20 protein-coding genes are annotated in these 24,627 nt (G+C 60.8%); 10 read left to right on the top strand and 10 right to left on the bottom strand.

Annotated features, from left to right (window positions below; all coding sequences use genetic code 11):
* Positions 1-47 precede the first annotated feature (47 nt).
* Entirely contained in the window at positions 48-542 is a 495-nt protein-coding gene (locus N8H74_RS18965; RefSeq protein WP_262149446.1) for a GreA/GreB family elongation factor, read from the top strand.
* Here the strand turns inward: N8H74_RS18965 and gdhA are convergent.
* Both gdhA and ettA read right to left on the bottom strand, forming a co-directional pair.
* Complete coding sequence (gene gdhA / locus N8H74_RS18960) at positions 539-1,876, bottom strand: NADP-specific glutamate dehydrogenase (protein ID WP_262149444.1); 1,338 nt, start codon at positions 1,874-1,876, stop codon at positions 539-541. The two genes, N8H74_RS18965 and gdhA, sit on opposite strands and share 4 nt — an antisense overlap.
* A 284-nt stretch (positions 1,877-2,160) precedes the next feature.
* Positions 2,161-3,825 (bottom strand): energy-dependent translational throttle protein EttA, encoded by a 1,665-nt coding sequence (gene ettA, locus N8H74_RS18955; protein ID WP_217830073.1) that lies wholly within the window; start codon positions 3,823-3,825, stop codon positions 2,161-2,163.
* Between the two features lie 286 nt (positions 3,826-4,111).
* Here ettA and N8H74_RS18950 point away from each other — a divergent pair, with 286 nt between their 5' ends.
* The 5 genes from N8H74_RS18950 (at position 4,112) to N8H74_RS18930 (ending at position 12,489) form a co-directional block, all read left to right on the top strand.
* On the top strand, positions 4,112-7,960 hold the full coding sequence (locus N8H74_RS18950) for a bifunctional diguanylate cyclase/phosphodiesterase (RefSeq protein ID WP_262149441.1): 3,849 nt from the start codon (positions 4,112-4,114) through the stop codon (positions 7,958-7,960).
* A gap of 215 nt (positions 7,961-8,175) precedes the next feature.
* Complete coding sequence (gene glyA / locus N8H74_RS18945) at positions 8,176-9,429, top strand: serine hydroxymethyltransferase (RefSeq protein WP_217830075.1); 1,254 nt, start codon at positions 8,176-8,178, stop codon at positions 9,427-9,429.
* Positions 9,430-9,705: 276 nt separating this feature from the next.
* Positions 9,706-11,019, top strand: a complete 1,314-nt coding sequence (locus tag N8H74_RS18940; RefSeq protein WP_262149422.1) for a C4-dicarboxylate transporter DctA — start codon at positions 9,706-9,708, stop codon at positions 11,017-11,019.
* 49 nt (positions 11,020-11,068) lie between these two features.
* A complete protein-coding gene (locus tag N8H74_RS18935; protein ID WP_262149420.1) occupies positions 11,069-11,773 on the top strand; it encodes a FadR/GntR family transcriptional regulator in 705 nt (234 codons plus the stop codon).
* Positions 11,774-11,796: 23 nt separating this feature from the next.
* Complete coding sequence (locus N8H74_RS18930; protein ID WP_262149418.1) at positions 11,797-12,489, top strand: GntR family transcriptional regulator; 693 nt, start codon at positions 11,797-11,799, stop codon at positions 12,487-12,489.
* Positions 12,490-12,502: 13 nt separating this feature from the next.
* Here N8H74_RS18930 and yjiA read toward each other — a convergent pair whose 3' ends face one another.
* From yjiA to N8H74_RS18915, 3 genes are all read right to left on the bottom strand, one after another.
* Positions 12,503-13,474, bottom strand: a complete 972-nt coding sequence (yjiA, locus tag N8H74_RS18925) for a GTPase (RefSeq protein ID WP_262149416.1) — start codon at positions 13,472-13,474, stop codon at positions 12,503-12,505.
* A 90-nt stretch (positions 13,475-13,564) separates the two neighbouring features.
* A complete protein-coding gene (locus tag N8H74_RS18920) occupies positions 13,565-13,762 on the bottom strand; it encodes a YbdD/YjiX family protein (RefSeq protein ID WP_217830080.1) in 198 nt (65 codons plus the stop codon).
* A gap of 15 nt (positions 13,763-13,777) precedes the next feature.
* On the bottom strand, positions 13,778-15,844 hold the full coding sequence (locus tag N8H74_RS18915; protein WP_217830081.1) for a carbon starvation CstA family protein: 2,067 nt from the start codon (positions 15,842-15,844) through the stop codon (positions 13,778-13,780).
* Positions 15,845-16,003: 159 nt separating this feature from the next.
* On the opposite strand from N8H74_RS18915, the gene N8H74_RS18910 reads away from it, so the two are divergent.
* Entirely contained in the window at positions 16,004-16,372 is a 369-nt protein-coding gene (locus N8H74_RS18910) for a PilZ domain-containing protein (protein WP_262149413.1), read from the top strand.
* A gap of 67 nt (positions 16,373-16,439) precedes the next feature.
* Here the strand turns inward: N8H74_RS18910 and radA are convergent, their stop codons facing one another.
* A complete protein-coding gene (radA, locus tag N8H74_RS18905; RefSeq protein WP_217830083.1) occupies positions 16,440-17,807 on the bottom strand; it encodes a DNA repair protein RadA in 1,368 nt (455 codons plus the stop codon).
* A 117-nt stretch (positions 17,808-17,924) separates the two neighbouring features.
* A complete protein-coding gene (locus N8H74_RS18900; RefSeq protein ID WP_262149411.1) occupies positions 17,925-19,466 on the bottom strand; it encodes a catalase in 1,542 nt (513 codons plus the stop codon).
* Positions 19,467-19,752: 286 nt separating this feature from the next.
* On the opposite strand from N8H74_RS18900, the gene mscL reads away from it, so the two are divergent.
* Positions 19,753-20,166, top strand: a complete 414-nt coding sequence (mscL, locus tag N8H74_RS18895) for a large-conductance mechanosensitive channel protein MscL (protein ID WP_217830085.1) — start codon at positions 19,753-19,755, stop codon at positions 20,164-20,166.
* Positions 20,167-20,207: 41 nt separating this feature from the next.
* On the opposite strand, the gene N8H74_RS18890 is transcribed toward mscL, so the two are convergent.
* Entirely contained in the window at positions 20,208-20,984 is a 777-nt protein-coding gene (locus N8H74_RS18890; protein WP_217830086.1) for a ferredoxin--NADP reductase, read from the bottom strand.
* A 287-nt stretch (positions 20,985-21,271) separates the two neighbouring features.
* On the opposite strand from N8H74_RS18890, the gene N8H74_RS18885 reads away from it, so the two are divergent.
* Both N8H74_RS18885 and N8H74_RS18880 read left to right on the top strand, forming a co-directional pair.
* Entirely contained in the window at positions 21,272-21,982 is a 711-nt protein-coding gene (locus N8H74_RS18885) for an autoinducer binding domain-containing protein (RefSeq protein ID WP_262149409.1), read from the top strand.
* Between the two features lie 173 nt (positions 21,983-22,155).
* The gene (locus tag N8H74_RS18880) at positions 22,156-23,280 is read left to right on the top strand and encodes a class I SAM-dependent methyltransferase (protein ID WP_262149407.1); all 1,125 of its coding nucleotides are present in this window, start codon (positions 22,156-22,158) and stop codon (positions 23,278-23,280) included.
* Positions 23,281-23,355: 75 nt separating this feature from the next.
* On the opposite strand, the gene N8H74_RS18875 is transcribed toward N8H74_RS18880, so the two are convergent.
* Together N8H74_RS18875 and cydB are read right to left on the bottom strand one after the other, a co-directional pair.
* A complete protein-coding gene (locus N8H74_RS18875) occupies positions 23,356-23,523 on the bottom strand; it encodes a DUF2474 domain-containing protein (RefSeq protein WP_217830089.1) in 168 nt (55 codons plus the stop codon).
* A 93-nt stretch (positions 23,524-23,616) separates the two neighbouring features.
* Positions 23,617-24,624: a cytochrome d ubiquinol oxidase subunit II gene (cydB, locus tag N8H74_RS18870; protein WP_262149404.1), complete on the bottom strand. Its 1,008-nt coding sequence runs from the start codon at positions 24,622-24,624 to the stop codon at positions 23,617-23,619.
* Between the last annotated feature and the right edge of the window lie 3 nt (positions 24,625-24,627).

Below are 24,627 nucleotides of genomic sequence, written 5' to 3'. Positions count from 1 at the left end.
CCAAATGCCTGCGAGCATGGCCCAACGTTCATCAACGGGAGGCCACCATGAGCCGCGCTTTCGTCAACGAGGACAACGCCGCCGCGCAAGCCGATCAGCCGGTCGAACGGCAGGTCAGCGCGCAGCCCAATTACGTCACGCCGCAAGGGTTGGCGCAGTTGCAGGCCAGGGTCGCCGAGCTGCAAGCCCTGCATGCCGAACAGTCGGCCATGGGCGAGCAGGCTGACAAACAGCGCCTGGCCGATCTCGAACGGGATCTGCGCTATTTCAATCATCGGGCCGGCAGCGCCCAGGTGGTGCCCGCCGCCACGTCCAGCGACAAGGTGCAGATCGGCAGTTGGGTGGTCTACGCCGACGAACACAACACTGAACGCCGCGTGCAACTGGTCGGCGAAGATCAGGCCGACGCCGCCCGTGGGCTGATCAACTGGGGGTCACCGCTGGGCCGCGCGCTGCTCGGCGCGCGTCTCAACGACGAAGTGCTGTGGCAGCGCCCGGCCGGCGATCAGATGATTGAAGTGATCCGCATCGAGGCGTCTTAAACCACACCCTGAGCGAGCATTGCATCGGCGACCTTGACGAAGCCGGCAATGTTCGCGCCCTTGACGTAGTTGACCCGCCCGTTCTCCTGACCGTAATGCACGCAAGCGTGGTGGATCGACTGCATGATCGCGTGCAGCTTGCTGTCCACCTCACCCGCCGTCCACAGCAGGCGCATGGCGTTCTGCGACATCTCCAGACCGCTCACCGCCACGCCGCCCGCGTTGGATGCCTTGCCCGGCGCAAACAGGATTCCAGCCTCGATAAAGAGATCCACAGCCTCCAGCGTGGTCGGCATGTTCGCGCCTTCGGCCACGCACACGCAGCCGTTTTTCAGCAGTGTACGGGCGGATTCGGCGTCGAGTTCGTTCTGGGTCGCGCATGGCAGCGCGATGTCACACGGCAGCGACCACGGGAGCTGACCGGCGCGAAACTCCAGGCCGAACGTCGCTGCCAGTTCGCTGATCCGTCCGCGCTTGACGTTTTTCAGCTCCAGCAGTGCCAGCCACTGTTCTTCGCTCAGGCCGGCCTCGCACAGCAGCGTTCCTTCGGAGTCGGACAACGAAATCACTTTGCCGCCCAGGTCCATGACTTTGCGCGCCGCATATTGGGCAACGTTGCCGGAACCGGAGATCGCCACACGCTTGCCTTCGACGGCCTGCCCGCTGCGCTTGAGCATTTCCTCGGCGAAGTACACGCAACCGAAACCGGTGGCCTCCGGGCGAATCAAACTGCCGCCGTAAGTCATGCCCTTGCCGGTCAGGACGCTGGTGAACTGGTTGCTCAGGCGTTTGTACTGGCCGAACAGGAAACCGATCTCCCGCGCGCCCACCCCGATATCGCCGGCCGGCACATCCACATCGGCGCCGATGTGGCGGTACAGCTCGCTCATGAAGGCCTGGCAGAAGCGCATGACTTCGGCGTCGCTCTTGCCCTTCGGATCGAAGTCCGAACCGCCCTTGCCGCCGCCCATGGGCAGCGAGGTCAGGGAGTTCTTGAAGGTCTGCTCGAAGGCGAGAAATTTCAGCACGCCCAGATTCACCGAAGGATGGAAGCGCAGGCCGCCCTTGTAGGGGCCGATGGCGCTGTTCATCTGGATGCGGAAACCGCGATTGACCTGAACCTTGCCCTGATCGTCGACCCACGACACGCGGAACACCACTGCCCGCTCCGGCTCGCAGAGGCGCTCCAGAATCCCCGAGGTCAGGTAGTGCGGATTGGCTTCGAGAAACGGCCACAGGCTGCGCAGGACCTCTTCGACGGCCTGGTGGAATTCGGGTTGATCCGGGTCGCGTTTTTTCAGTCGCGCAAGGAAGGATTCGACAGATTCGATCATGGGAAAGTCTCGGCAAAGTTATTGTCGTTGGAAGAGATTGAGCCGGACTGTAACAAACGAAACGCGCACCGGAACAGCGCAAAATGTCGCAGTTCTGAAATTAAATGGTGCAATGGATATAAATAAACGTGGTTTTCGACCGGTTTTGCACCTGAATGGTGAGCGCGGAACCAGATCTTGCACCAACTGTTGCTCGCGAAGGATCCACCAGCAACTCGCTGAAAAACACCCGGCAAAAAAAACGGAGCCCGAAGGCTCCGTTCTTTCATGCAACCAACCTGTGATCAGGCCAGTTTCTTGTGGCGTACCCGGTGTGGCTGGGCCGCTGCTTCTCCGAGGCGCTTTTTGCGGTCGGCTTCGTACTCGGTGTAGTTGCCTTCGAAGAACACCGCTTTGGAGTCGTCTTCGTACGCCAGGATGTGGGTCGCGACGCGGTCAAGGAACCACCGGTCGTGGGAGATCACAATGGCGGCGCCCGGGAAGTCCAGCAGGGCTTCTTCCAGGGAACGCAGGGTTTCAACGTCGAGGTCGTTGGACGGTTCGTCGAGCAGCAGGACGTTGCCGCCCTCCTTCAGGGTCAGCGCCAGGTGCAGACGACCGCGCTCACCACCGGACAGGTCCTTGACGAACTTCTGCTGATCGCCGCCCTTGAAGTTGAAGCGACCGACGTAGGTCCGCGACGGAATCTCGTAGCTGCCAATGCGGATCTGGTCGGAACCGTCGGAGATCTGCTGGAACACGGTCTTGCTGCCGTCCAGGTCTTCGCGACTCTGATCGACGCAAGCCAGCTGTACGGTTTCGCCGATTTCGATGCTGCCCGAATCCGGGGTTTCCTTGCCCATCAGCATGCGGAACAGCGTCGATTTACCGGCACCGTTACCGCCGATCACGCCAACGATGGCGCCCTTCGGCATGGAGAACGACAGGTCGTCGATCAGTACGCGATCGCCGTAGCCCTTGGTGACGTTCTTGAATTCGATGACCTTGTCGCCCAGGCGCGGACCGGCCGGGATGTAGATCTCGTTGGTCTCGCTGCGCTTCTGGAATTCCTGCGATTGCATTTCTTCGAAGCGGGCCAGACGGGCCTTGGATTTCGACTGGCGGGCCTTGGCGCCTTTGCGCACCCACTCCAGTTCTTCCTTCATGGCTTTTTCGTGAGCCGACTGCTGCTTGGATTCCTGGGCCAGACGATCGGACTTGGCTTCCAGCCAACCCGAGTAGTTGCCCTCGTAAGGAATGCCTGCGCCACGGTCGAGTTCCAGAATCCAGCCGGCGACGTTGTCCAGGAAGTAACGGTCGTGCGTGATCGCTACCACAGTGCCCGGGAAGTCGTGCAGGAAGTGTTCGAGCCACGCAACGGAGTCGGCGTCCAGGTGGTTGGTCGGTTCGTCGAGCAGCAGCATGTCCGGCGCGGACAGCAGCAGGCGGCACAGGGCCACACGACGTTTTTCACCACCGGACAGGTGTTCGACCTTCGCGTCCCAGGCCGGCAGACGCAGCGCATCGGCGGCGACTTCCAACTGGCGCTCCAGGTTGTGACCGTCGCTGGCCTGCAGGATCGCTTCGAGCTTGGCCTGTTCGGCGGCCAGTTTGTCGAAGTCGGCATCCGGATCGGCGTAGGCAGCGTAGACCTCGTCCAGGCGCGCCTGGGCGTCCTTGATCACGCTGACCGCTTCCTCGACCACTTCACGCACGGTCTTGGTCGGATCCAGCTGCGGCTCTTGCGGCAGATAACCGATGTTCAGCTCCGGCATCGGACGGGCTTCGCCTTCGAACTCGGTGTCGACGCCGGCCATGATTTTCAGCAGCGTGGACTTACCCGAACCGTTGAGGCCGAGAACGCCGATCTTGGCGCCGGGGAAGAAGGACAGCGAAATGTTTTTCAGGATTTCCCGCTTCGGCGGAACAACTTTGCCCAGCCGATGCATGGTGAAGACGTATTGAGCCATGGAGAACCTTGGGTCAGTGACTGATGAATGATTGGAGCGCAGGCGATGCCTGGCCAGACCATGCGCGTCGTTCAGTTGAGGGTGATCAATGCGTGCGCGCGGAAAAAAGTCTGAGTCTAGGAGCTGGAACGCTCCCGCGTAACCGGCAAAGCTACCTGAATGACCAGTGGCAGTCCAGCCGAACGGGGCTGGCACTTAGCCACGACTCAAGGCATGCTAGCCGCCCTTTGGGCGTCCGGCTTATAGTGCGCGTCGCGCCAGTCCAGCCAAAACGCAGGATTACAGCTTGTCCAACGTCACTCCGCCAGCCTCTGTGAGCAGCACCCTACCGGCGCCCGGCTCGCCCCTGCGCGGGACATTGAAGGGCGCGCTGGCGACTCTGGTGCTTTTGCTGCTGGCCTTGCTGTTCTGGCAACTGCTCGATCAACTGCGCGAAACCCAGACCAACCAGCGCCAGTACACCATCGATTACACCGCCGATCTCGCCTCCCAGGTCAGCCTGAACATGGCGTTGAACGCGCAAATCGCGCTCAATCTGCTACCGATCGTCGAACAACCGCAGTCAGCCGACGAACAGCAGGCGTTGCTGCGCAAGCTTCAACAATCGCTGCCCGACCTGCTCAGCGTGGCGCTGCTCAGCCCGTCCGGGAAAGTCCTCAGCGACAGCGCCGCCGCCAGCAACGACGCCGATTACCTGGGCGAACTGGTGCGCCGCAGTCGCGCCCAGGCTCACTACTTCAGCAACGCCGACGATGGCTCGGTGGTGCATCTGCTGCTGCACCAGGCCAGCGGCAGCACCCGCGGTTACTGGGCATTGCGCCTGACCCCGACCTTTTTCGATGCGCTGGTCAAACAGGCCGACACCGGCATCCGCCCGCTGTGGCTGGTGGAAAACCGCATCAATCATCAGATCATCAGCCGCGACGAAGCCCTGCCTTCGACCAAGACCAGCACCCTGAGCCCGGACGATCTTGCCAACAGCGTGCTGACCGTGCCGCTGAGCAGCAGCGACTGGCAGTTGCGCGGGCTGTTCGACCGCCAGCGGGTGCTTGAGCAACTGCTGCCGGCCTTCATCGGCAAATGCCTGCTGGGCCTGGCGTTCTCGCTGCTGCCGTTCATCGCCCTGCTCAACATGCGCCGCCGCCAGCGCCAGTTGCATGAAGGACGGCGCCGCTATCAGGACATCTTCGACGGCACCGGCGTGGCCTTGTGCGTGCTGGATCTGTCGGGACTGCAGCAGGCGTTCGAACGGGCGAATCTGCAGACCAGCGACCAGTTGAAGGCCTGGCTCGATCAGCCACAACAGCGCCAGCAATTGTTGCAGGAGTTGCGCGTCACCGAGGTCAACCAGGTCGCGCTGCAGTTGCTCAACGTCAATTCCAGCGACCACGCCTGGCAACTGTTGATCGACGGCCAGCCGCACAGCCAATGCGCCATCGGCAATCAAGTGCTCGACGCCGTGCTCCAGCAGCAGAAACAACTGGAACTGGAAATCAAGCTGCCGGACATCAACGGCCGTGACCAGCATCTGTGGCTGGTGCTGCGCCTGCCCCGGGAGCGCCACGACTTCAAGGCGGTGATCCTGAGCATCAACGACATCACCAGCCGCAAGCTGATCGAACTGTCACTGCTCGAGCGCGAAGGATTCTGGTCGGACGTGGTGCGCACCGTGCCGGATCATCTGTATGTGCAGGACGTGATCAGCCAGCGGATGATTTTCAGCAACCACCACCTCGGCCAGACCCTCGGTTACAACCGCACCGAACTGCATCAGATGGGCGAGTATTTCTGGGAAATCCTCCTGCACCCGGAAGACGCCGACTATTACCACCGCTCACGCCAGATGCAGCGTCACGCCGGCTACAGCCAGTTGCTGCAATGCCAACTGCGCTTCCGCCATCGCGACGGCAAATGGCGGCGCTTCGACATTCGCGAACAGGCGCTGGCCCGGGACAAGCACGATCAGGTCACGCGGATCATCGGCGTCGCCAAGGACATCACCGAACAGATCGAGGCCAGCGAATCCCTGCGCGACAGCGAGCAACGCTACCGGATGCTCGCCGAAAGCATCAGCGACGTGATTTTCTCCACCGACAGCAAGCTGTCGCTGAACTACGTCAGCCCGTCGGTGCAGGCGGTGCTCGGCTACGACGCCGAATGGATTTTCCAGAACGGCTGGCAGTCGACCATCGCCAACCCGCAGCAACTGAGCGGCATCTATCAACTGATGGACCGCGTCAGCAAGGCGCTGGACAAACCCGAGCAACTGGCACTCCTGCGCAGTCAGGTGCAGACCCAGATGTTCCTGTTCGACTGCCTGCGCGCCGATGGCCGCAAGATTCCGATCGAACTGCGCCTGGTGCTGGTGTGGGACGAACACGGCGCCTTCGAAGGTGTGCTCGGCGTCGGTCGCGACATCAGCCAGCAGCGCCGTGCCGAGAAAGACCTGCGCATGGCCGCCACGGTATTCGAGCACTCGACGTCGGCGATCCTGATCACCGACCCGGCCGGTTACATTGTCCAGGCCAACGAGGCCTTCAGCCGCGTCAGCGGTTACGCGGTGGCGGAAGTCCTCGACCAGTTGCCCAACATGCTCACCGTCGACGAGCAGCAGGACGCGCACCTGCGCTACGTGCTCAAACAACTGCATCAACACAGTTCCTGGGAAGGCGAAGTCTGGCTCAAACGCCGTAACGGCGAGCATTACCCGGCGTGGGTCGGCATCACGGCGGTGCTCGACGACGAGGGCGACCTCGCCAGTTATGTGTGTTTCTTCAGCGACATCAGCGAGCGCAAGGCCAGCGAGCAGCGCATTCACCGCCTCGCCTACTACGACGCCCTGACCCACCTGCCGAACCGCACGCTGTTCCAGGATCGCCTGCACACCGCGCTGCAAGCGGCCGAGCGGCAGAAGTCGTGGGTGGTGCTGATGTTCCTCGACCTCGACCGGTTCAAGCCGATCAATGACTCCCTCGGCCACGCCGCCGGCGACCGCATGCTCAAGGACATGGCCACGCGGCTGCTGGCCTGCGTCGATGACGACGACACCGTGGCGCGGATGGGCGGCGATGAATTCACCCTGCTGCTGCAACACCGCTCCAGCCGTGAAATGGCGCTGAACCGCGCGATCCATGTGGCCGAACAGATTCTTGCCAGCCTGGTGAAACCGTTTGTCCTCGAAGGCCGCGAGTTCTTCGTCACCGCCAGTATCGGCATCGCCCTGAGCCCGCAGGATGGCAACGAACTCAGCCAGTTGATGAAGAACGCCGACACGGCGATGTACCACGCCAAGGAACGCGGCAAGAACAACTTCCAGTTCTATCAGGCCGACATGAACGCCAGCGCCCTGGAGCGTCTGGAGCTGGAAAGCGACCTGCGCCATGCCCTGGAGCAGAACGAATTCGTGCTGTATTACCAGCCGCAGTTCAGCGGCGACGGCAAACGCCTGACCGGCGCCGAAGCCCTGTTGCGCTGGCGCCATCCGCGACGCGGGTTGGTGCCGCCGGGGGATTTCATTCCGGTGCTGGAAGAGCTCGGCCTGGTGGTGGACGTCGGCGACTGGGTGATCGACGAGGCCTGCCGTCAGCTCAAGACCTGGCACCAGAACCGCGTGCGCGTGCCCAAGGTCTCGGTGAACATCTCCGCCCGGCAGTTCTCCGACGGCCAGCTCGGTACGCGGATCGCCACCATCCTCAGGGAAACCGGCCTGCCGCCGGCGTGCCTGGAGCTGGAGCTGACCGAAAGTATCCTGATGCGTGAAGTCAGCGAAGCGATGCAGATCCTCGCCGGCCTGAAAAATCTGGGCCTGAGCATCGCGGTCGACGACTTCGGCACCGGCTACTCGTCGCTGAACTACCTCAAGCAATTCCCGATCGACGTGCTGAAGATCGACCGCACGTTCGTCGACGGCCTGCCGTCCGGCGAGCAGGACGCGCAGATCGCCCGGGCGATCATCGCCATGGCCCACAGCCTGAACCTGGCGGTGATCGCCGAAGGCGTGGAAACCCATGAACAGCTGGACTTCCTGCGCGAGCATGGCTGCGATGAGGTTCAGGGGTATCTGTTCGGCCGGCCGATGCCGTCCGGGCGGTTCGAGGCGCAGTTCAGCAACGATGCGCTGTTCATGTTCGACTGACGTCTTGCGGCGCGACTGAAGACGCCTTCGCGGGCACGCCCGCACACATCGGAATGCATTGTCTTGGTGGGGCTTGCTGGCGAAAGAGTCGGCGCAAACGCCGCATATCCGCGCATGAACGCCACTTGTCTGCGACATGATGTCGTTTCATATGCCATCCAAAAGCCGTTGGGTTAGAATGCCCCCCTTTTCTGCCCCGATCCTTGAGGACCGCCATGTTCAGCCGTGATTTGACTATTGCCAAGTACGACGCCGACCTTTTTGCCGCCATGGAGCAAGAAGCTCAGCGCCAGGAAGAACACATCGAGCTGATCGCTTCGGAAAACTACACCAGCCCTGCGGTGATGGAAGCTCAAGGCTCGGTTCTGACCAACAAGTACGCCGAAGGCTACCCAGGCAAGCGCTACTACGGTGGCTGCGAGTACGTCGACGTCGTTGAGCAACTGGCCATCGACCGCGCCAAAGAACTGTTCGGCGCCGATTACGCCAACGTTCAGCCGCACGCCGGCTCCCAGGCCAACGCCGCTGTTTATCTGGCCCTGCTGTCGGCCGGTGACACCATTCTGGGCATGAGCCTGGCTCACGGTGGTCACCTGACCCACGGCGCCAGCGTTTCGTCCTCCGGCAAGCTGTACAACGCCATCCAGTACGGCATCGACGCCAACGGCCTGATCGACTACGACGAAGTCGAGCGCCTGGCAGTTGAACACAAGCCGAAAATGATCGTAGCCGGTTTCTCCGCCTACTCGCAGATCCTCGATTTCCCGCGCTTCCGCGCCATCGCCGACAAGGTTGGCGCTTACCTGTTCGTCGACATGGCTCACGTGGCCGGTCTGGTCGCCGCTGGCGTCTACCCGAACCCGGTTCCATTCGCTGACGTCGTGACCACCACCACCCACAAGACCCTGCGCGGTCCACGTGGTGGCCTGATCCTGGCCAAAGCCAACGCCGACATCGAGAAGAAGCTGAACTCCGCGGTATTCCCGGGCGCCCAGGGCGGCCCGCTGGAGCACGTGATCGCTGCCAAGGCGATCTGCTTCAAGGAAGCACTGCAGCCTGAGTTCAAGGCTTACCAGCAACAAGTGGTGAAAAACGCCCAGGCCATGGCCGGCGTGTTCATCGAGCGCGGTTTCGACGTGGTGTCCGGTGGTACTCAGAACCACCTGTTCCTGCTGTCGCTGATCAAGCAGGAAATCTCCGGTAAAGACGCCGACGCCGCGCTGGGCAAAGCGTTCATCACCGTGAACAAGAACTCCGTGCCTAACGACCCACGCTCCCCGTTCGTCACCTCCGGCCTGCGCTTCGGTACTCCGGCCGTGACCACTCGCGGCTTCAAGGAAGCAGAGTGCAAGGAGCTGGCTGGCTGGATCTGCGACATCCTGGCTGACCTGAACAACGAAGCGGTGATCGACGCCGTTCGTGAGAAAGTCAAAGCCATCTGCAAGAAACTGCCGGTATACGGCGCTTAATTGCCCCGCTAGATCCGCAGCATGAAAACCGGCCAAGTGATTGGCCGGTTTTTTTTCGCCGGCAAAAAAGTTTTTCACCACCAATCGCTCAAGATCGGGGCATTGCGCACAACTGGTCAGACCGGTCATGCCAATTCGTCATTTTTCACTTGCGATCCATAAAAAACAGCGCCTAGACTGCACCCGCACTGGACATACCGGTAAGACCACAATAATTAAGTCCTGAATTCGAGCGCCCTGGCGCCGGCAGACGGGACACCGACCAGGATTCCTCCCATGCTCAGATGGTGCTCGCGTTCAATCTTCCTCCAAGTGGTTCTCGGACTGGTGCTCGGTATCGTCTGCGGGCTGACCCTTCCTGAATATTCGGCCCAGCTCAAACCGCTCGGCGACGGCTTCATCAAACTGATCAAGATGCTCATCGGCCTGATCGTGTTCTGCGTGGTGGTCAGCGGCATCAGCGGTGCGGGTGACCTGAAGAAGGTCGGGCGCATCGGCCTCAAATCGGTCATTTACTTTGAAATCCTCACCACCATCGCGCTGGTGATCGGCCTGGTCTTCGCCTTCAGCACCGGAATCGGCAGCGGCGCCAATATTCATCTGGAACAGCTGTCCGCCGCCGACATGGGCGACATCGCCCAGCGCGGCCAGCACATGCACACCACCACCCAGTTCCTGATGGAGCTGATCCCGACTTCGGTGCTGGGCGCCTTCGCCGACAACAACATCCTGCAAGTGCTGCTGTTTTCGGTGCTGTTCGGCAGTGCCCTGAACCTGGTGGGCGAAGCCGCTTCCGGGATCTCGCGACTGATCAACGAACTGAGCCATGTGATTTTCCGGATCATGGGCATGATCGTGCGACTGGCGCCGATCGGCGTGTTCGGCGCCATCGCCTTCACCACCAGCAAATACGGCATCGACTCGCTGCAACACCTGGGCAGCCTGATCGGGCTGTTCTATCTGACCTGCATCTCCTTCGTCGCGCTGATTCTCGGCCTGGTGATGCGCCTGTCCGGCCTGCGCATGTGGCCGCTGCTCAAGTACCTGCGCGAAGAACTGCTGATCGTCATGGGCACCGCGTCGTCCGACGCCGTGCTGCCGCAGATCATGCGCAAGCTCGAACACCTGGGCATCGGCAGTTCCACGGTCGGGCTGGTGATTCCCACCGGTTACTCGTTCAACCTCGACGGCTTCTCGATCTACCTGACCCTGGCCATTGTGTTCATCGCCAACGCCACCGGTACGCCACTGGCCATGACCGATCTGTTGACCATCCTGCTGGTGTCGCTCATCACTTCCAAGGGCGCCCACGGTATCCCCGGCTCGGCGCTGGTGATTCTGGCGGCGACCCTGACGGCGATTCCGGCGATCCCGGTGGTCGGCCTGGTGCTGGTGCTGGCGGTGGACTGGTTCATGGGCATCGGCCGGGCACTGACCAACCTGATCGGCAACTGCGTCGCCACCGTGGCCATCGCGCGCTGGGAAAAAGACATCGATGTGCAACGGGCGAACAAGGTGCTCAGCGGCCAGCAGGGCTATACCTTTCAGCCGAGAAAACCGGTGGGGACCGCCCACCAGCAAGAATTCTGAATGAACGCCGTGCCTGCCATCGTGCAGGCACGGCGCATGGAGCCAATACGTGATTACTTCATCAACCGTCGTCAACTCAGTGGTAGAAAAACTCCGCGCTGCGCTGGCCCGTGGTCAGTGGCGCTCCGGCGAGATGCTGCCGGGCCAGCGCGAACTGGCCGAACAACTCGGCATCAGCCGCCCGAGCCTGCGCGAAGCGGTGATCGTGCTGGAAACCCTCGGCCTGGTGCGCTCGATGCCGGGCAAAGGCGTGGTGGTGCTCGACGCCCAACCGAGCGACAACCCGAGCCACGACAGCGCGGTGGCCGGTGCCAGCCTCGAAGATGTGCTGCAACTGCGCTACACCCTCGAACCGTTCATCGTCGGTCTGGTGGCGCAATCGATCAGCAGCAAGGAAGTCGGGCAACTGCGCCTGACCCTGATGGACATGCGCGAAGCCCTCGACGCCGGTGACAGCGAGGCCGGCGTCAGCGCCTACGTCGCGTTCCACGAAGAACTGTTCACCCTGACCTCGAACCCGATTTTCCAGAGTGTGGTGCAGCAGACCAGCAACGCCCTCAAGCAAAGCGCCGAAGTGCTGCGCAACTCGCCGGAGCATCTGGCCGAACGCCTGGAAGAAAACGAAGCGGTCGTGCGCGCGATCCGCAGCAAGAACAGCGCCCAGGCCAGCGCCGAAATGCGCCGGCATATCCTGCGTGAAGGCCAGCGCATGGGCATCGAGCTGAACATTCCGGATGACCATCTGAGCAACTGAAGCCCTTTCACAGGAGAACGGCCATGAACAGCCTTGCCACGTCGCACCCTCGCCAGACCTCGGCTGCCCTGCCCTTCTCCCGCTTGCAGGCACCGGCGGACGATCTGTACCCGCGCCTGCTGGATGCGATTCTCGACCAGCGCATCGATGCGGCCAGCCGCTTCACCGAAGAAAGCCTCAAGCAGATGTTCGGCGTCAGCCGCGCGGATGTTCGTCGGGTGCTGACGCAGTTGGCCCATGAGCAGATCATTGTGCTGCGGGCGAACCATCGACCGCGCGTTGCCGGGCCGGACGCCGAGCAGACCCGTCAGACCCTGCACGCCCGGCGCCTGGCCGAAAGCACCTTGGTGCCGCTGGCTTGTCAGCACGCACAGGCTGAAGATTTGCAACGCCTGAGAGCCTTGATCGAACTTGAGCACCAGGCTGTGGATAAACATCGACGCGGGGCAGCGATTCGCCTGTCCGGAGAGTTTCATTTGCAGTTGGCGAGAATGGCTGGAAATGCACCATTAGCGCACTTTCTCGGCACGCTGGTGCCGCTGACGTCAGTGGCGATTGCGCGATGCACTGAAACCACACAAAGCTGCTGCGGCTGGCAGGATCACGCCCGGATCGTCGATGCGATCGAGCGTGATGACGCGGCCATGGCCGTATCGCTGATGAACCGTCATCTGGACCATCTGGAGCAGACGATTCTCAGCGGCTCCACTCACTGAGGCAGCGGCGGACTCAGTTCGCCGCCACTTTGGCAAAGCCCGCCCGGATTTTCTCTTCCGGCAAGTCGTCGGCAATGAACACAATCACGCTTTCCCGCGCCTCGCCCTCGGCCCACTCGGTATCCCAGTCGAAACCATAGAGTTTCAAAACGCCCTGGAACACCAGACGCCGATCTTCTCCGGCGATGTTCAGCACGCCCTTGTAACGCAGCAATTGCTTGCCATGTTCTTCCAGCAGTTCATTCATGAACGCGCTGAGCTGATCGATATCCAGCGGCTGGTCGGTGCGCAGCACCAGGCTGGAAATCCGGTCGATGGACGGCGCCTTGCTCACCGGGCGCAGGTTCACACCGCCACCGAGGTCGGCGTTGAGATTGAAACCGCGCACATCGAGCAGTTCGGCCAGATCGATGTTGCCATGCTCGACCACACGGATCGGCGCACGACGGTTGATCCGGGTCAGGCGCTCGCTCAGCGCAGTGAATGTCGCTTCGTCCACCAGATCGGTCTTGCTCACCAGCAGGCGGTCGGCGAAACCGATCTGTGCCTGGGCGATGGTCTGGGTCAGGTGCAGTTCGGCGTGGGCAGCGTCCACCAGGGTGATGATGCCGTCGAGCAAATAACGCTCGCGCAGTTCTTCGTCGATGAAAAAGGTCTGCGCCACCGGCGCCGGATCGGCCAGACCGGTGCATTCGATCACCAGGCGATCAAAGGCGATTTCGCCGCTGTCCAGACGCTCGAGCAGCAAGTACAGGGCTTTGGTCAGGTCGGTGTGGATGGTGCAGCAGACGCAGCCGTTGGCCAGGGTCATGACTTGCACCGGCTCGTCACCCAGCAACTGGGTATCGATGCCGGCGTCGCTGAATTCGTTTTCGATCACGGCGATTTTCAGGCCGTGCTCGGCTTTCAACAGGTGGCGCAGCAAGGTGGTCTTGCCGGCGCCGAGGAATCCGCTGAGCACCGTGACCGGGATGGGAGAGGACAAAACACGATCTCCTTCAATTGCACAAATAAAAATGGGAGCAGGCCGAAAGACCTGCTCCCACCTCACTTCTGGTGAACCGCGATCAGCGGCTCAACAGCACTTCGGCCCACCCTTGCCACCGTAACGGGCTTCCTGGCGTTCGCGGAAGAACACCTCGTAGCTCATCACCGGCTTGTCCGGGTGTTTGCTTTGCATATGCTCGACATAGGTGTCGTAGTCGGGCATGCCGACCATCAGGCGCGCGGCCTGACCGAGGTATTTACCGAGGCGACTCAGGTCATTGAACATCGTGCAATCCTCTGGTTACGCGTCCGGCAGCGCCTGGAATGGCGATTCTTTATCCGTACGCTCTTTTTTGCCCCAGGCGGCGATGCCGACCTTGAGCGCATAGAACAGGATGCTGAATACCACGAACAGGAACAGCGCGGTCAGTGTTGCGTTGGTGTAGGCGTTGAAGATCACGTGCTGCATCTGATCGATGCTCTTGGCCGGGGCAATGACCTGACCGGCGGCCAGCGCATCACTGTACTTCTTGGCCAGCGACAGGAAGCCGATCGCCGGGTTGGCGTCGAACAGCTTGATGAAGCCTGCGGTGGTGGTGCAGATCAGCAGCCAGGCCGCCGGCAGCAAGGTGACCCAAATGTAGCGCTGGCGCTTCATTTTGATCAGCACGACGGTGCCGAGCATCAGCGCGATACCGGCCAGCATCTGGTTGGAGATACCGAACAGCGGCCACAGGGTATTGATGCCGCCCAGCGGATCGATCACGCCTTGGTACAGCAACCAGCCCCACATCGCCACACAACCGGCGGTGGCGATCAGGTTGGCGGTCCAGGATTCGGTACGCTTCAGCGCCGGCACGAAAGAGCCGAGCAGATCCTGCAGCATGAAACGCCCGGCACGAGTACCGGCGTCGACAGCCGTCAGGATGAACAGCGCTTCGAACAGGATTGCGAAGTGGTACCAGAACGCCATGGTGTTCTCACCCGGCAGGACACTGTGCAGAATCTGCGCGATACCGACCGCCAGGGTCGGCGCACCGCCGGCACGGGCCAGGATGGTGGTTTCGCCGATGTCGTGAGCCACAGCTTGCAGGGCATCCGGAGTGATGGCGAAGCCCCAGCCGCTGACGGCCTGAGCGACGGCCACCACATCCCCGCCGACCACGGCCGCCGGGCTGTTCATGGCGAAGTACACGCCCGGTTCGATCACCGACGCGGCAACCATGGCCATGATCGCCACGAACGACTCCATCAGCATGCCGCCGTAACCGATGTAGCGGGCGTTGGTTTCGTTATCCAGCAGCTTCGGCGTGGTGCCGGAAGAGATCAGCGCATGGAAACCGGACACCGCACCACAGGCGATGGTGATGAACAGGAACGGGAACAGGCCGCCCTTCCACACCGGGCCGGTGCCGTCGACGAACTGGGTCAGCGCCGGCATTTTCAGCTCGGGCATGGTGATCAGGATGCCGATCGCCAGGGCGATGATGGTGCCGATTTTCAGGAAGGTCGAGAGGTAGTCACGCGGGGCCAGAATCAGCCACACCGGCAGTACGGCAGCGACGAAGCCATAACCGATCAGCATCCAGGTGATTTGCACACCGGTGAAGCTGAACGCCTTGGCCCACACCGGATCGGCGGCGACCTGCCCGCCCAGCCAGATCGAACCCAGCAGCAACAGCACACCAATGATGGAGATTTCGCCGATGCGCCCCGGGCGGATGTAGCGCATGTAGACGCCCATGAACATCGCGATCGGGATGGTCGCCATCACCGTGAAAATGCCCCACGGGCTCTCGGCCAGCGCTTTAACCACGATCAGCGCCAACACCGCGAGGATGATGATCATGATCAGGAAGCAGCCGAACAGCGCGATGGTGCCGGGGATGCGGCCCATTTCTTCACGCACCATGTCGCCAAGGGAGCGGCCGTTGCGCCGGGTCGACATGAACAGAACCATGAAGTCCTGCACCGCGCCCGCGAGCACCACGCCGGCGATCAGCCAGAGCGTGCCGGGCAAGTAGCCCATCTGCGCCGCCAGAACCGGACCGACCAGCGGCCCTGCACCAGCAATCGCCGCGAAGTGGTGACCGAAAAGAATGTGTTTGTTGGTCGGAACGTAGTCCAGACCGTCGTTGTTGAGCACGGCGGGGGTGGCCCGGCGCGGATCGAGTTGCATCACATTGTTAGCGATGAACAGGCTGTAGTAACGGTACGCAACCAGATAGATGGCCACGGCAGCGACCACGATCCACAAGGCGTTGATCGCCTCTCCTCGGCGCAATGCCACTACGCCCAGGGCGCACGCTCCTACGATTGCCAGCACTAGCCAGGGTAAGTGGCGCAGCGGGCTATTATTATTTTTCATTTTTTTATTCCAGCCAGGTTGGACAGAAAGACAGCCACCCCGAGTTTAGCCCCGTTGACGGCAAAGGCCATACCCGACATTGGTCTAGGCACCCGCTCCCCATTGGCAACCTGTCACCGGACAGGTCTATAGTCAGCCTACCTTCGTGAGGATTGCGCCATGAGCGAGCACCCAGCAGAGCGTCGCCGCTTCAAACGTATCGCGTTCGATGCCAGAACCGAGCTGAGTCAGGGTCAATTCATCTGGCCGGTGAAGCTGATCGACCTGTCACTCAAGGGCTTGCTGATCGAGCGGCCGGAGCCTTGGCTGGGCGATCCGGAACAGGACTTCTACGTCGACATTCATCTGAGCGATGAGGTCGATATCGAGATGGACGTGCAGTTGGCGCACGAAGATCACGGGCAGTTGGGGTTTGTCTGCCGACATATCAGCCTCGAATCGATCCAGCGCCTGCGGCGCTTGATCGAACTCAATCTGGCTGACGAAACCGAGCTGGAACGTGAACTGGCCGCGTTGATCGTTATCTAGCGCCGACCGCCAATCCAGTGTGGGAGCAGGCTTGCTCGCTCCCACAGATAGATCGCTCGCCGAGCGATTACTCGAACAACGAGTCCAGCGCCTGCTCCAGGCGCGTCACGGCAATGATCTGCAACCCCGCCGGGGCTTCCTTCGGCGCGTTGCCCTTGGGCACGATCGCGCGTTTGAAACCGTGCTTGGCCGCTTCCTTCAAGCGCTCCTGACCGCTCGGCACCGGGCGCACCTCGCCGGACAGTCCGACTTCACCGAACACCAACAGATCATGGGGCAATGGCCGGTTGCGCAGGCTGGACATGACGGCTGCCATCAACGCCAGGTCGGAGGCGGTTTCCAGCACCTTCACCCCGCCGACCACGTTGAGGAATACGTCTTGGTCATGGGTGGGGATGCCACCATGGCGGTGCAACACCGCCAACAGCATCGCCAGACGGTTCTGATCCAGCCCGAGCGTGACCCGGCGCGGGTTCGCCAGATGGCTGTCATCCACCAGCGCCTGGACTTCCACCAGCATCGGCCGGGTGCCTTCCCAGGTTGCCATCACCACGCTGCCCGGCACTTCTTCCTGGGCACGGGTCAGAAAAATCGCCGAGGGGTTGGAGACTTCTTTCAGGCCCTTGTCGGTCATGCCGAACACACCCAATTCGTTGACCGCGCCGAAACGGTTCTTCACCGCTCGCAACAAACGCAAACGGCCATCGGACTCGCCTTCGAAATACAGCACGGTGTCGACCATGTGCTCCAGCACGCGCGGCCCGGCCAACGCGCCTTCCTTGGTCACGTGGCCGACGAGAAAAATCGCCGTGCCGCTCTGCTTGGCATAACGCACCAGCAGCGCCGCGCTCTCGCGCACCTGGGAAACACCACCGGGGGCCGACTGCAACTGTTCGGTGAAAATGGTCTGGATCGAGTCGATCACCATCACCCGGGGTTTCTCCTGACGGGCGGTGGCGATGATGCTTTCAATGCAGGTTTCGGTCATCACCCGCAGTTGATCCTGGGGCAGGCCCAGCCGGCGGGCGCGCATCGCCACCTGCTGTTGGGACTCTTCGCCGGTGACGTACAGCGCCGGCATGCTTCTGGCGAGGTTGCACAGGGTCTGCAACAGGATCGTTGATTTGCCGATACCCGGATCACCGCCGATCAGCACCACCGAACCGTCCACCAGACCGCCGCCCAGCACCCGGTCAAGTTCACCGGACGCGGTGGAAAAACGCGGAATCTCTTCGACGCTGACTTCGGCCAGCGTCTTGATCTGCGCCTGCTGCCCGGCCCAACCGGTGCGACCGCTTGGCGCCGCAGCGCCGCCGCTCTCGACCATGGTTTCGGTCAGCGTGTTCCAGGCCCCGCACTCACCGCACTGGCCGGCCCACTTGGGAAAGGTTGCGCCGCACTCGGTGCAGCCGTACATGCGCTTGGCCTTGGCCATCTGATCCCCCGGCAAAAACCGCGATGATACCCCAGCCAAGGGCGACCGGAGCACAAGGACAACACCACGCAAAACGGGGCCTGAAAGTCAGGCCCCGTTTTGCGTGGTGCGATGCCGTCAGTCGGAAAGTTTCGCCGCCAGCGCTTTCACCCGGTCGAGATCGCCTTTGGCAACCTTGCTCACACCGGCACCATATTCCGGGTCAGCCTTGTACAAAAACGACAGGATGATGTGCTTGCTTTCATCATCGGCAGACGCCAGCGATCCACCGAAACTTTCGATCAGATCCTGACGTTCCTTTTTGCTGAACGAGCGATACAGGTCGCCGGCCTGACGGAAGTTCTGCTCGCGCTGGATCTTCGCCTGATCGGTACTGCCCGCCAGCGCCAACTGGCTGTAACGCGCTGCCGGGGTCTCTTCACGAGGTTGCAGACGGCTCGGCTGGTAATTCACGCCCGACTGCGTGGCACCGGCATTCATCGCGCCATCCTGATTGCCATTGTTCACGGCAACTTTTGCCGCATTGATCGGCAACTGCGACGAGTTGGCCCCCAGACGATGCATTTGTGTATCGGCGTAAGCGAATATCCGCCCCTGTAACAAGCGATCTTCCGACGGCTCGATACCGGGCACGACATTCGAGGGGGCCATGGCAACTTGTTCGGTTTCCTGGAACACGTTTTGTGGATTACGGTTCAACACCATTTGTCCAACTTTTCGCTCAGGAATGCCCGGCCAGATCTTGGTTGCATCCAGAGGATCGAAATCAAACTTGGACAAATCTTTCGGATTTAGAACCTGAACGTACAAGTCCCATTTCGGGAAATTGCCCTTTGCGATATTCGCCACCAGGTCATTGGTCATATGACTGTAGTCTTGCCCCTGGACTTTGACGACTTCTTGCGGATCAAGGTTTTTGACGCCCTGCAAACTTTTCCAGTGGAACTTCACATAGTTCACATCGCCCTTGGCATTAATCAGCTTATAGGCGTGCACGCTGTTGCCATCCATTTCCCGATAACTCGCCGGCGTCCCGGAGTTGGAGTACAACTCGGTCAGCGTACGGGTCGCCTCAGGAACATGGGAGAAGAAGTCGAAACGTCGTGAGTCATCGTCCAGATTGGTGCGCGGATCAGGTTTGAAGGCGTGAACCATGTCCGGGAACTTGATCGCGTCGCGGATGAAGAAGGTCGGGAAATTGTTGCCGACCAGATCCCAGTTGCCGTCCGCCGTGTAGAACTTGGTGGCAAAACCGCGAGGGTCACGCAGGGTTTCCGGGGAATGGTTGCCATGAACCACCGCCGAGAAGCGCACGAACACCGGGGTGACCTGCCCGGCGGCAAAGACCTTGGCCTTGCTCAGGTCACTGATGTCGTTGGTCACGGTGAACGAGCCATGGGCTCCAGTACCACGGGCATGCACCACGCGCTCCGGAATGCGTTCGCGGTCGAAACGCTGCAACTTCTGGATCAACTGCACATCCTGCAGCAGCACCGGGCCAGTGGCGCCGGCCGTCTGCGAATTCTGGTTGTCACCGACTGCCGCGCCGTTATCACGGGTCAGTGGCGCGGCATTCACGGAGAAGGCCATGAGACTGGCGGTGAGTACACCGAGACTGCGGCGATGGGGAAAAACCCCAAGGCGAAAAGTGGGAGTCATATCAGGATCCTCTGTTGTTTTGGTACGCATCCAGGTGCGCCAGACAGAGGCTAGAGGGCGTTCTGCACAAACATAAATAGAAAGATCGTAAACGGATGATTGATAAATTTTTCTTCAACATCAGCCCATTACAGTTTATTTCGCGCGCGATTAGTGGCACTTTGCAAACTAATCGTCGATTAATGTGTCGATAAAAACGGGCATTGTAAGAAGGTGTTTCGCGCAGGACGCGTTTTGCTGATTTACACTGCGTACACCAAACTCATCTGTAACAAGGAAATAACCTATGGGCGTGCTAAGTGAGTTCAAGGCCTTCGCGGTCAAAGGCAATGTGGTCGACATGGCCGTCGGTATCATCATCGGTGCTGCGTTTGGCAAAATCGTGTCGTCGTTTGTCGGCGATGTGATCATGCCGCCAATCGGTCTGTTGATCGGCGGAGTGGATTTCAGCGATCTGGCTATCACGCTCAAAGCGGCCGAGGGCAGCGCACCCGCTGTGGTGCTGGCCTACGGCAAGTTCATCCAGAGCATTCTGGATTTCGTGATCGTCGCCTTCGCGATCTTCATGGGCGTCAAAGCCATCAACCGCCTCAAGCGCGAGGAAGCCGTGGCCCCGACACTGCCGCCGGTGCCCACCAAGGAAGAAGAGTTGCTGGGTGAGATCCGCGACCTGCTCAAGGCCCAGAACAACCGGCCCTGAACCCTTCTCCATGAAGAACGGCGCTCCAGGCGCCGTTTTTTTTACCAGTAGTTTTCAACCGCTATCTGTCCGGGCCTGCGCGTCAGGGCCAGGCTCATGTGCCGCTGTTTGAGCAAGGCCCGGGTGTCGTCGATCATCTGCGGGTTGCCGCACAGCATCACCCGCGAGTGTTCGGCATTCAGTTGCACACCGGCCGCGCGCTCCAGTTCGCCGTTTTCGATCAGCGTGGTGATTCGGCCGTTCAGCGCGCCGGGATACGCTTCGCGGGTGACCGTCGCAATGAATTGCAGCTTGTGCGCGTATTCGGCCAGGTAATCGCGCTGGGTCAGTTCAGCGATCAACCGTTGATAAGCCAGCTCTCGTGCTTCCCGCACGCTGTACACCAGGATGATCCGCTCGAATCGCTCCCAGACCTCGAAGTCCTGCAGGATCGAAAGAAACGGCGCCACCCCCGTGCCTGTGGATAACAGCCACAGATCGCGGCCGTCGGTGAAGCGGTCCAGGGTCAGGTAGCCAAAGGCTTGCCGGTCCACCAGCAGCGTATCGCCCACCTGAAGCCGGCTCAGCTCACTGGTGAACTCGCCCCCCGGCACCACGATGGAAAAGAACTCGAGGAATTCGTCGAACGGCGAGGACACCATGGAATAAGCGCGCCATACCGTGCTGCCATCGGCCTTGGTGACGCCCAACCGGGCGAACTGCCCTGCCCGAAAACGGAACCCCGCGTCTCGTGTGGTGCGCAGGGTGAACAGGCTCGGCGTCAACGGTTGTACATCGAGCAAGGTCTGGCGGCTGAATTTTTCCACGCTGGCAGTCATGTGGCACTCCTTCAAATGCCATCAGTGTTGCTCAATAAAAGCTTTTTAAACACCCAGAGTTTGTACAGGTATTGGACAAATATAACTGTTAACCATGTATTACAATTCAGCCTTCAAATGCCAGCCTTCATATAAAAAAACTTCGCATAAAAGAAAATACTCAATTAAATACACTGTTCAAGAGCAAAAAAATTTAAACATATATAGAGGAAGCGTCCTACACTCGTTTCCGTGCAGCGATTTTTGGATCCAACTGCTCCCCCAAGCGTCAAATCCGGAGACTTCAAATGGAAATGTGGAAGGAGTCACAAATAAGACAGCTGACCTTCGCCAAGGGAATCGATACAGCCTTCCCGATTCTGTTGAACTTCGCGAAGAACATCGGCTTCAGTTTTTGTGGCATTTCAATTACTTCGCCTGAACGCAGTTCGTTCAAGCCCTTGCATATCAACAACTACCCACGGACGTGGAATCAACAATATGAAGAAAAAAGTTACGAAGAAATCGACCCGGTAATATCACATTGCAATCGCTCAATGTTGCCGATTATCTGGAAAGAAGAAATATTCTCAAACATACCTGGCTTATGGGAGAAACTTCAGGATCAAGGTTTGAAACATGGATGGTCGCAATCGTTTCATCATGAGGAAAGTGGCCTGTGCAGTATTCTGAGTCTGGCCAGACCGCATTGTTCGATCAGCCCGCTGGAACTGTATGAACACTTTGGCTACATGTTCTACGTCACCAGCCACCTGAGCGAGTTGTTCGCCCGCACGCTGCCCATGCGCTCGAGCAGAAACCGCCAGGCGCGGTTATCGCCCCGGGAAATCGAGGTGCTGAAGTTGTGTGCCTCCGGCAAGACCGCCTACGAAACCGCCAGAATCCTCAATCTGAGCGAACGCACCGTGAACTATCACGTACAGAACATGATCGTGAAGCTCAACGTCTGCAACAAGATCTCCGCCGTTATCGCCGCCGCCAAGGCCGGAATCATCTAGCCGTTTTCCCTTTCATCTCTTAAAACAGACGAGTATTAGCCCCAAAAAAAACGTACCATTCGCAGCCTCTCTGAGTGATGACGTGCCCCGCACGCCGAAGTCCACTCAGACGGTTCCGCCGCACGACACCCTGGGCCGCGGGACATCCGTCGATTACCCAGAGTCCCCGCCCCATGCCTTTGCTCGATACCCCCTTCGCCCAACTCGACCTGATCCGCCAGCCCGAACAGCAGAACGAGCCGCTGCAGGCTTTCGATGCCGCCGACGAGTATCTGCTCAATCATCTGGCCGCACAGCAGCCGACCGCGCAGACCCGGGTACTGGTGCTCAACGACAGTTTCGGCGCCCTCGCCATCAGCCTGACGGGCAAGGTGCAGGTCAGCAGCAGCGGCGATTCGTTTCTCGGCTTCCAGGGGCTGGAGAAAAACCTGCTGCGCAACGGTCAGGCCTTCGACGCGGTACGCGCGATTGCGGCCAGCGAGCCGTTGGTCGGGCCGTTCGACCGGGTGCTGATCCGCGTCCCGAAGACGCTGGCGCTGCTGGAGGAACAACTGATTCGCCTGCAAGGCCAACTGGCGCCCGGCGCCCAGGTCATCGCGGCGGCAATGATCAAGCACTTGCCACGTGCGGCCGGTGATCTGCTGGAACGCTACATCGGGCCGGTGCAGGCTTCGCTGGCGGTGAAGAAGGCACGCTTGCTGATCGCCACGCCAGAAGACAAAACGCCCGCCGTGTCGCCCTATCCGAGCCGTTATCGCCTCGATGAGCCAGCGATCGAGCTGCTCAACCACGCCAACGTGTTCTGCCGCGAAGGCCTGGACATCGGCACTCGCGCCTTCCTCCCGCACCTGCCGAAAAACCTCGGAGCTGCGCGCGTCGCCGACCTCGGTTGCGGCAATGGCGTGCTGGCCATCGCCAGCGCCCTGCACAACCCCGATGCCCATTACACGCTGGTGGACGAGTCGTTCATGGCCGTGCAGTCGGCGGCCGAAAACTGGCGTGCAGCGCTGGGCGAACGTGACGTCACCGTGCGTGCCGGTGACGGTCTGGCCGGACAACCGGCGCAATCGCTGGACGTGGTGTTGTGCAACCCGCCCTTCCACCAACAGCAAGTGGTTGGCGACTTTCTCGCCTGGCGCATGTTCCAGCAGGCCCGCGAAGCGCTGGTGGTGGGCGGCGCGCTATACATCGTCGGCAACCGTCATCTGGGTTATCACAGCAAACTGGCGCGGCTGTTTCGGGGTGTCGAGCAAGTGGCGGCGACACCGAAGTTCGTGATCCTCAAGGCGCGCAAATAATCCGGACAAAAAAAACCCTCCAGACGGAGGGTCGTAAATCCCCGCCATAGGCAGCGGGGTGGGATGTGCGGTGTGTCAGTGAGTGGTCAGGCCGGCCGCGTTCATGAACATGCGCATCAGGCTGGCGACGATGAACAGAGCGCCGACGCTACCCACCCAGATCAGGGCCAACCAGCCGAGCCGCTGCCACAGCGGCTTTTTTTCGGCTTCTTCAATGTCGTGCAGGGAATGTTTGCCGCTCATTGCTTCGATCCTCTTCCAGAACGATGGCGTCGCAACCGATGCCATCGTCGGAACGCGCCGGGCATCAGGCGCGCTCCAACAGGGCTCTACAGACTAGTGATAGCCGTCCTCATGGGTGACCTTGCCGCGGAACACGTAATAGCTCCAGAAGGTGTAGCCCAGGATGAACGGGATGATGAACAGTGTGCCGACCAGCATGAAGCCCTGGCTCTGCGGCGGTGCGGCGGCGTCCCAGATCGAGATCGACGGCGGCACGATGTTCGGCCACAGGCTGATGCCCAGGCCGCTGTAGCCGAGGAAGATCAGCACCAGAGTGAGCAGGAACGGCATGTAGTTGGCATTGCGCGCCACCGCGCGGATCAGGCCATACATCGCCACCAGTACCAGAATCGGCACCGGCATGAACCAGAACAGGTTCGGCAGGCTGAACCAGCGCGAGGCAATTTCCGGATGGGCCAGCGGCGTCCAGATGCTGACGATGCCGATCACTGCCAGCAGCACGAACGCCAGCGGCCGGGCCAGGTCATGCATCTGCTCCTGGAGCTTGCCTTCGGTCTTCATGATCAGCCAGGTGCAGCCGAGCAAGGCATACGCCACCACCAGCGCGACGCCGCAGAACATCGTGAACGGTGTCAGCCAGTCCAGCGAGCCGCCGGCGAACTGGCGGTTGACCACCGGCAAGCCATCGATGAACGCGCCGAGTGCCACGCCCTGGAAGAACGTCGCCGCCACCGAACCGCCGATGAACGCCTTGTCCCACAAGTGGCGCTTGTCGTCCTTGGCCTTGAAGCGGAACTCGAACGCCACACCCCGGAAAATCAGCCCCACCAGCATGAAGATCAGCGGCAGGTACAACGCCGAAAGCACCACCGAGTAGGCCAGCGGAAACGCGCCGAACAACGCCGCGCCGCCCAGTACCAGCCAGGTTTCGTTGCCGTCCCAGACCGGGGCGACGGTGTTCATCATCACGTCGCGATCGGTCTTGCCCGGAATGAACGGGAAAAGAATCCCGATCCCCAGGTCGAAGCCGTCCATGACCACGTACATCATGATGCCGAAGATGATGATCACGGCCCAGATCAGCGGAAGATCAATACCCATGAC

Origin of the sequence: Pseudomonas sp. B2M1-30, from assembly GCF_025447575.1 — a bacterium.
In the GTDB taxonomy this organism is placed as follows: domain Bacteria; phylum Pseudomonadota; class Gammaproteobacteria; order Pseudomonadales; family Pseudomonadaceae; genus Aquipseudomonas; species Aquipseudomonas botevensis.
Note: the sequence above shows the minus strand (reverse complement) of the source record. Positions and strands in the feature narration are given on the sequence as shown.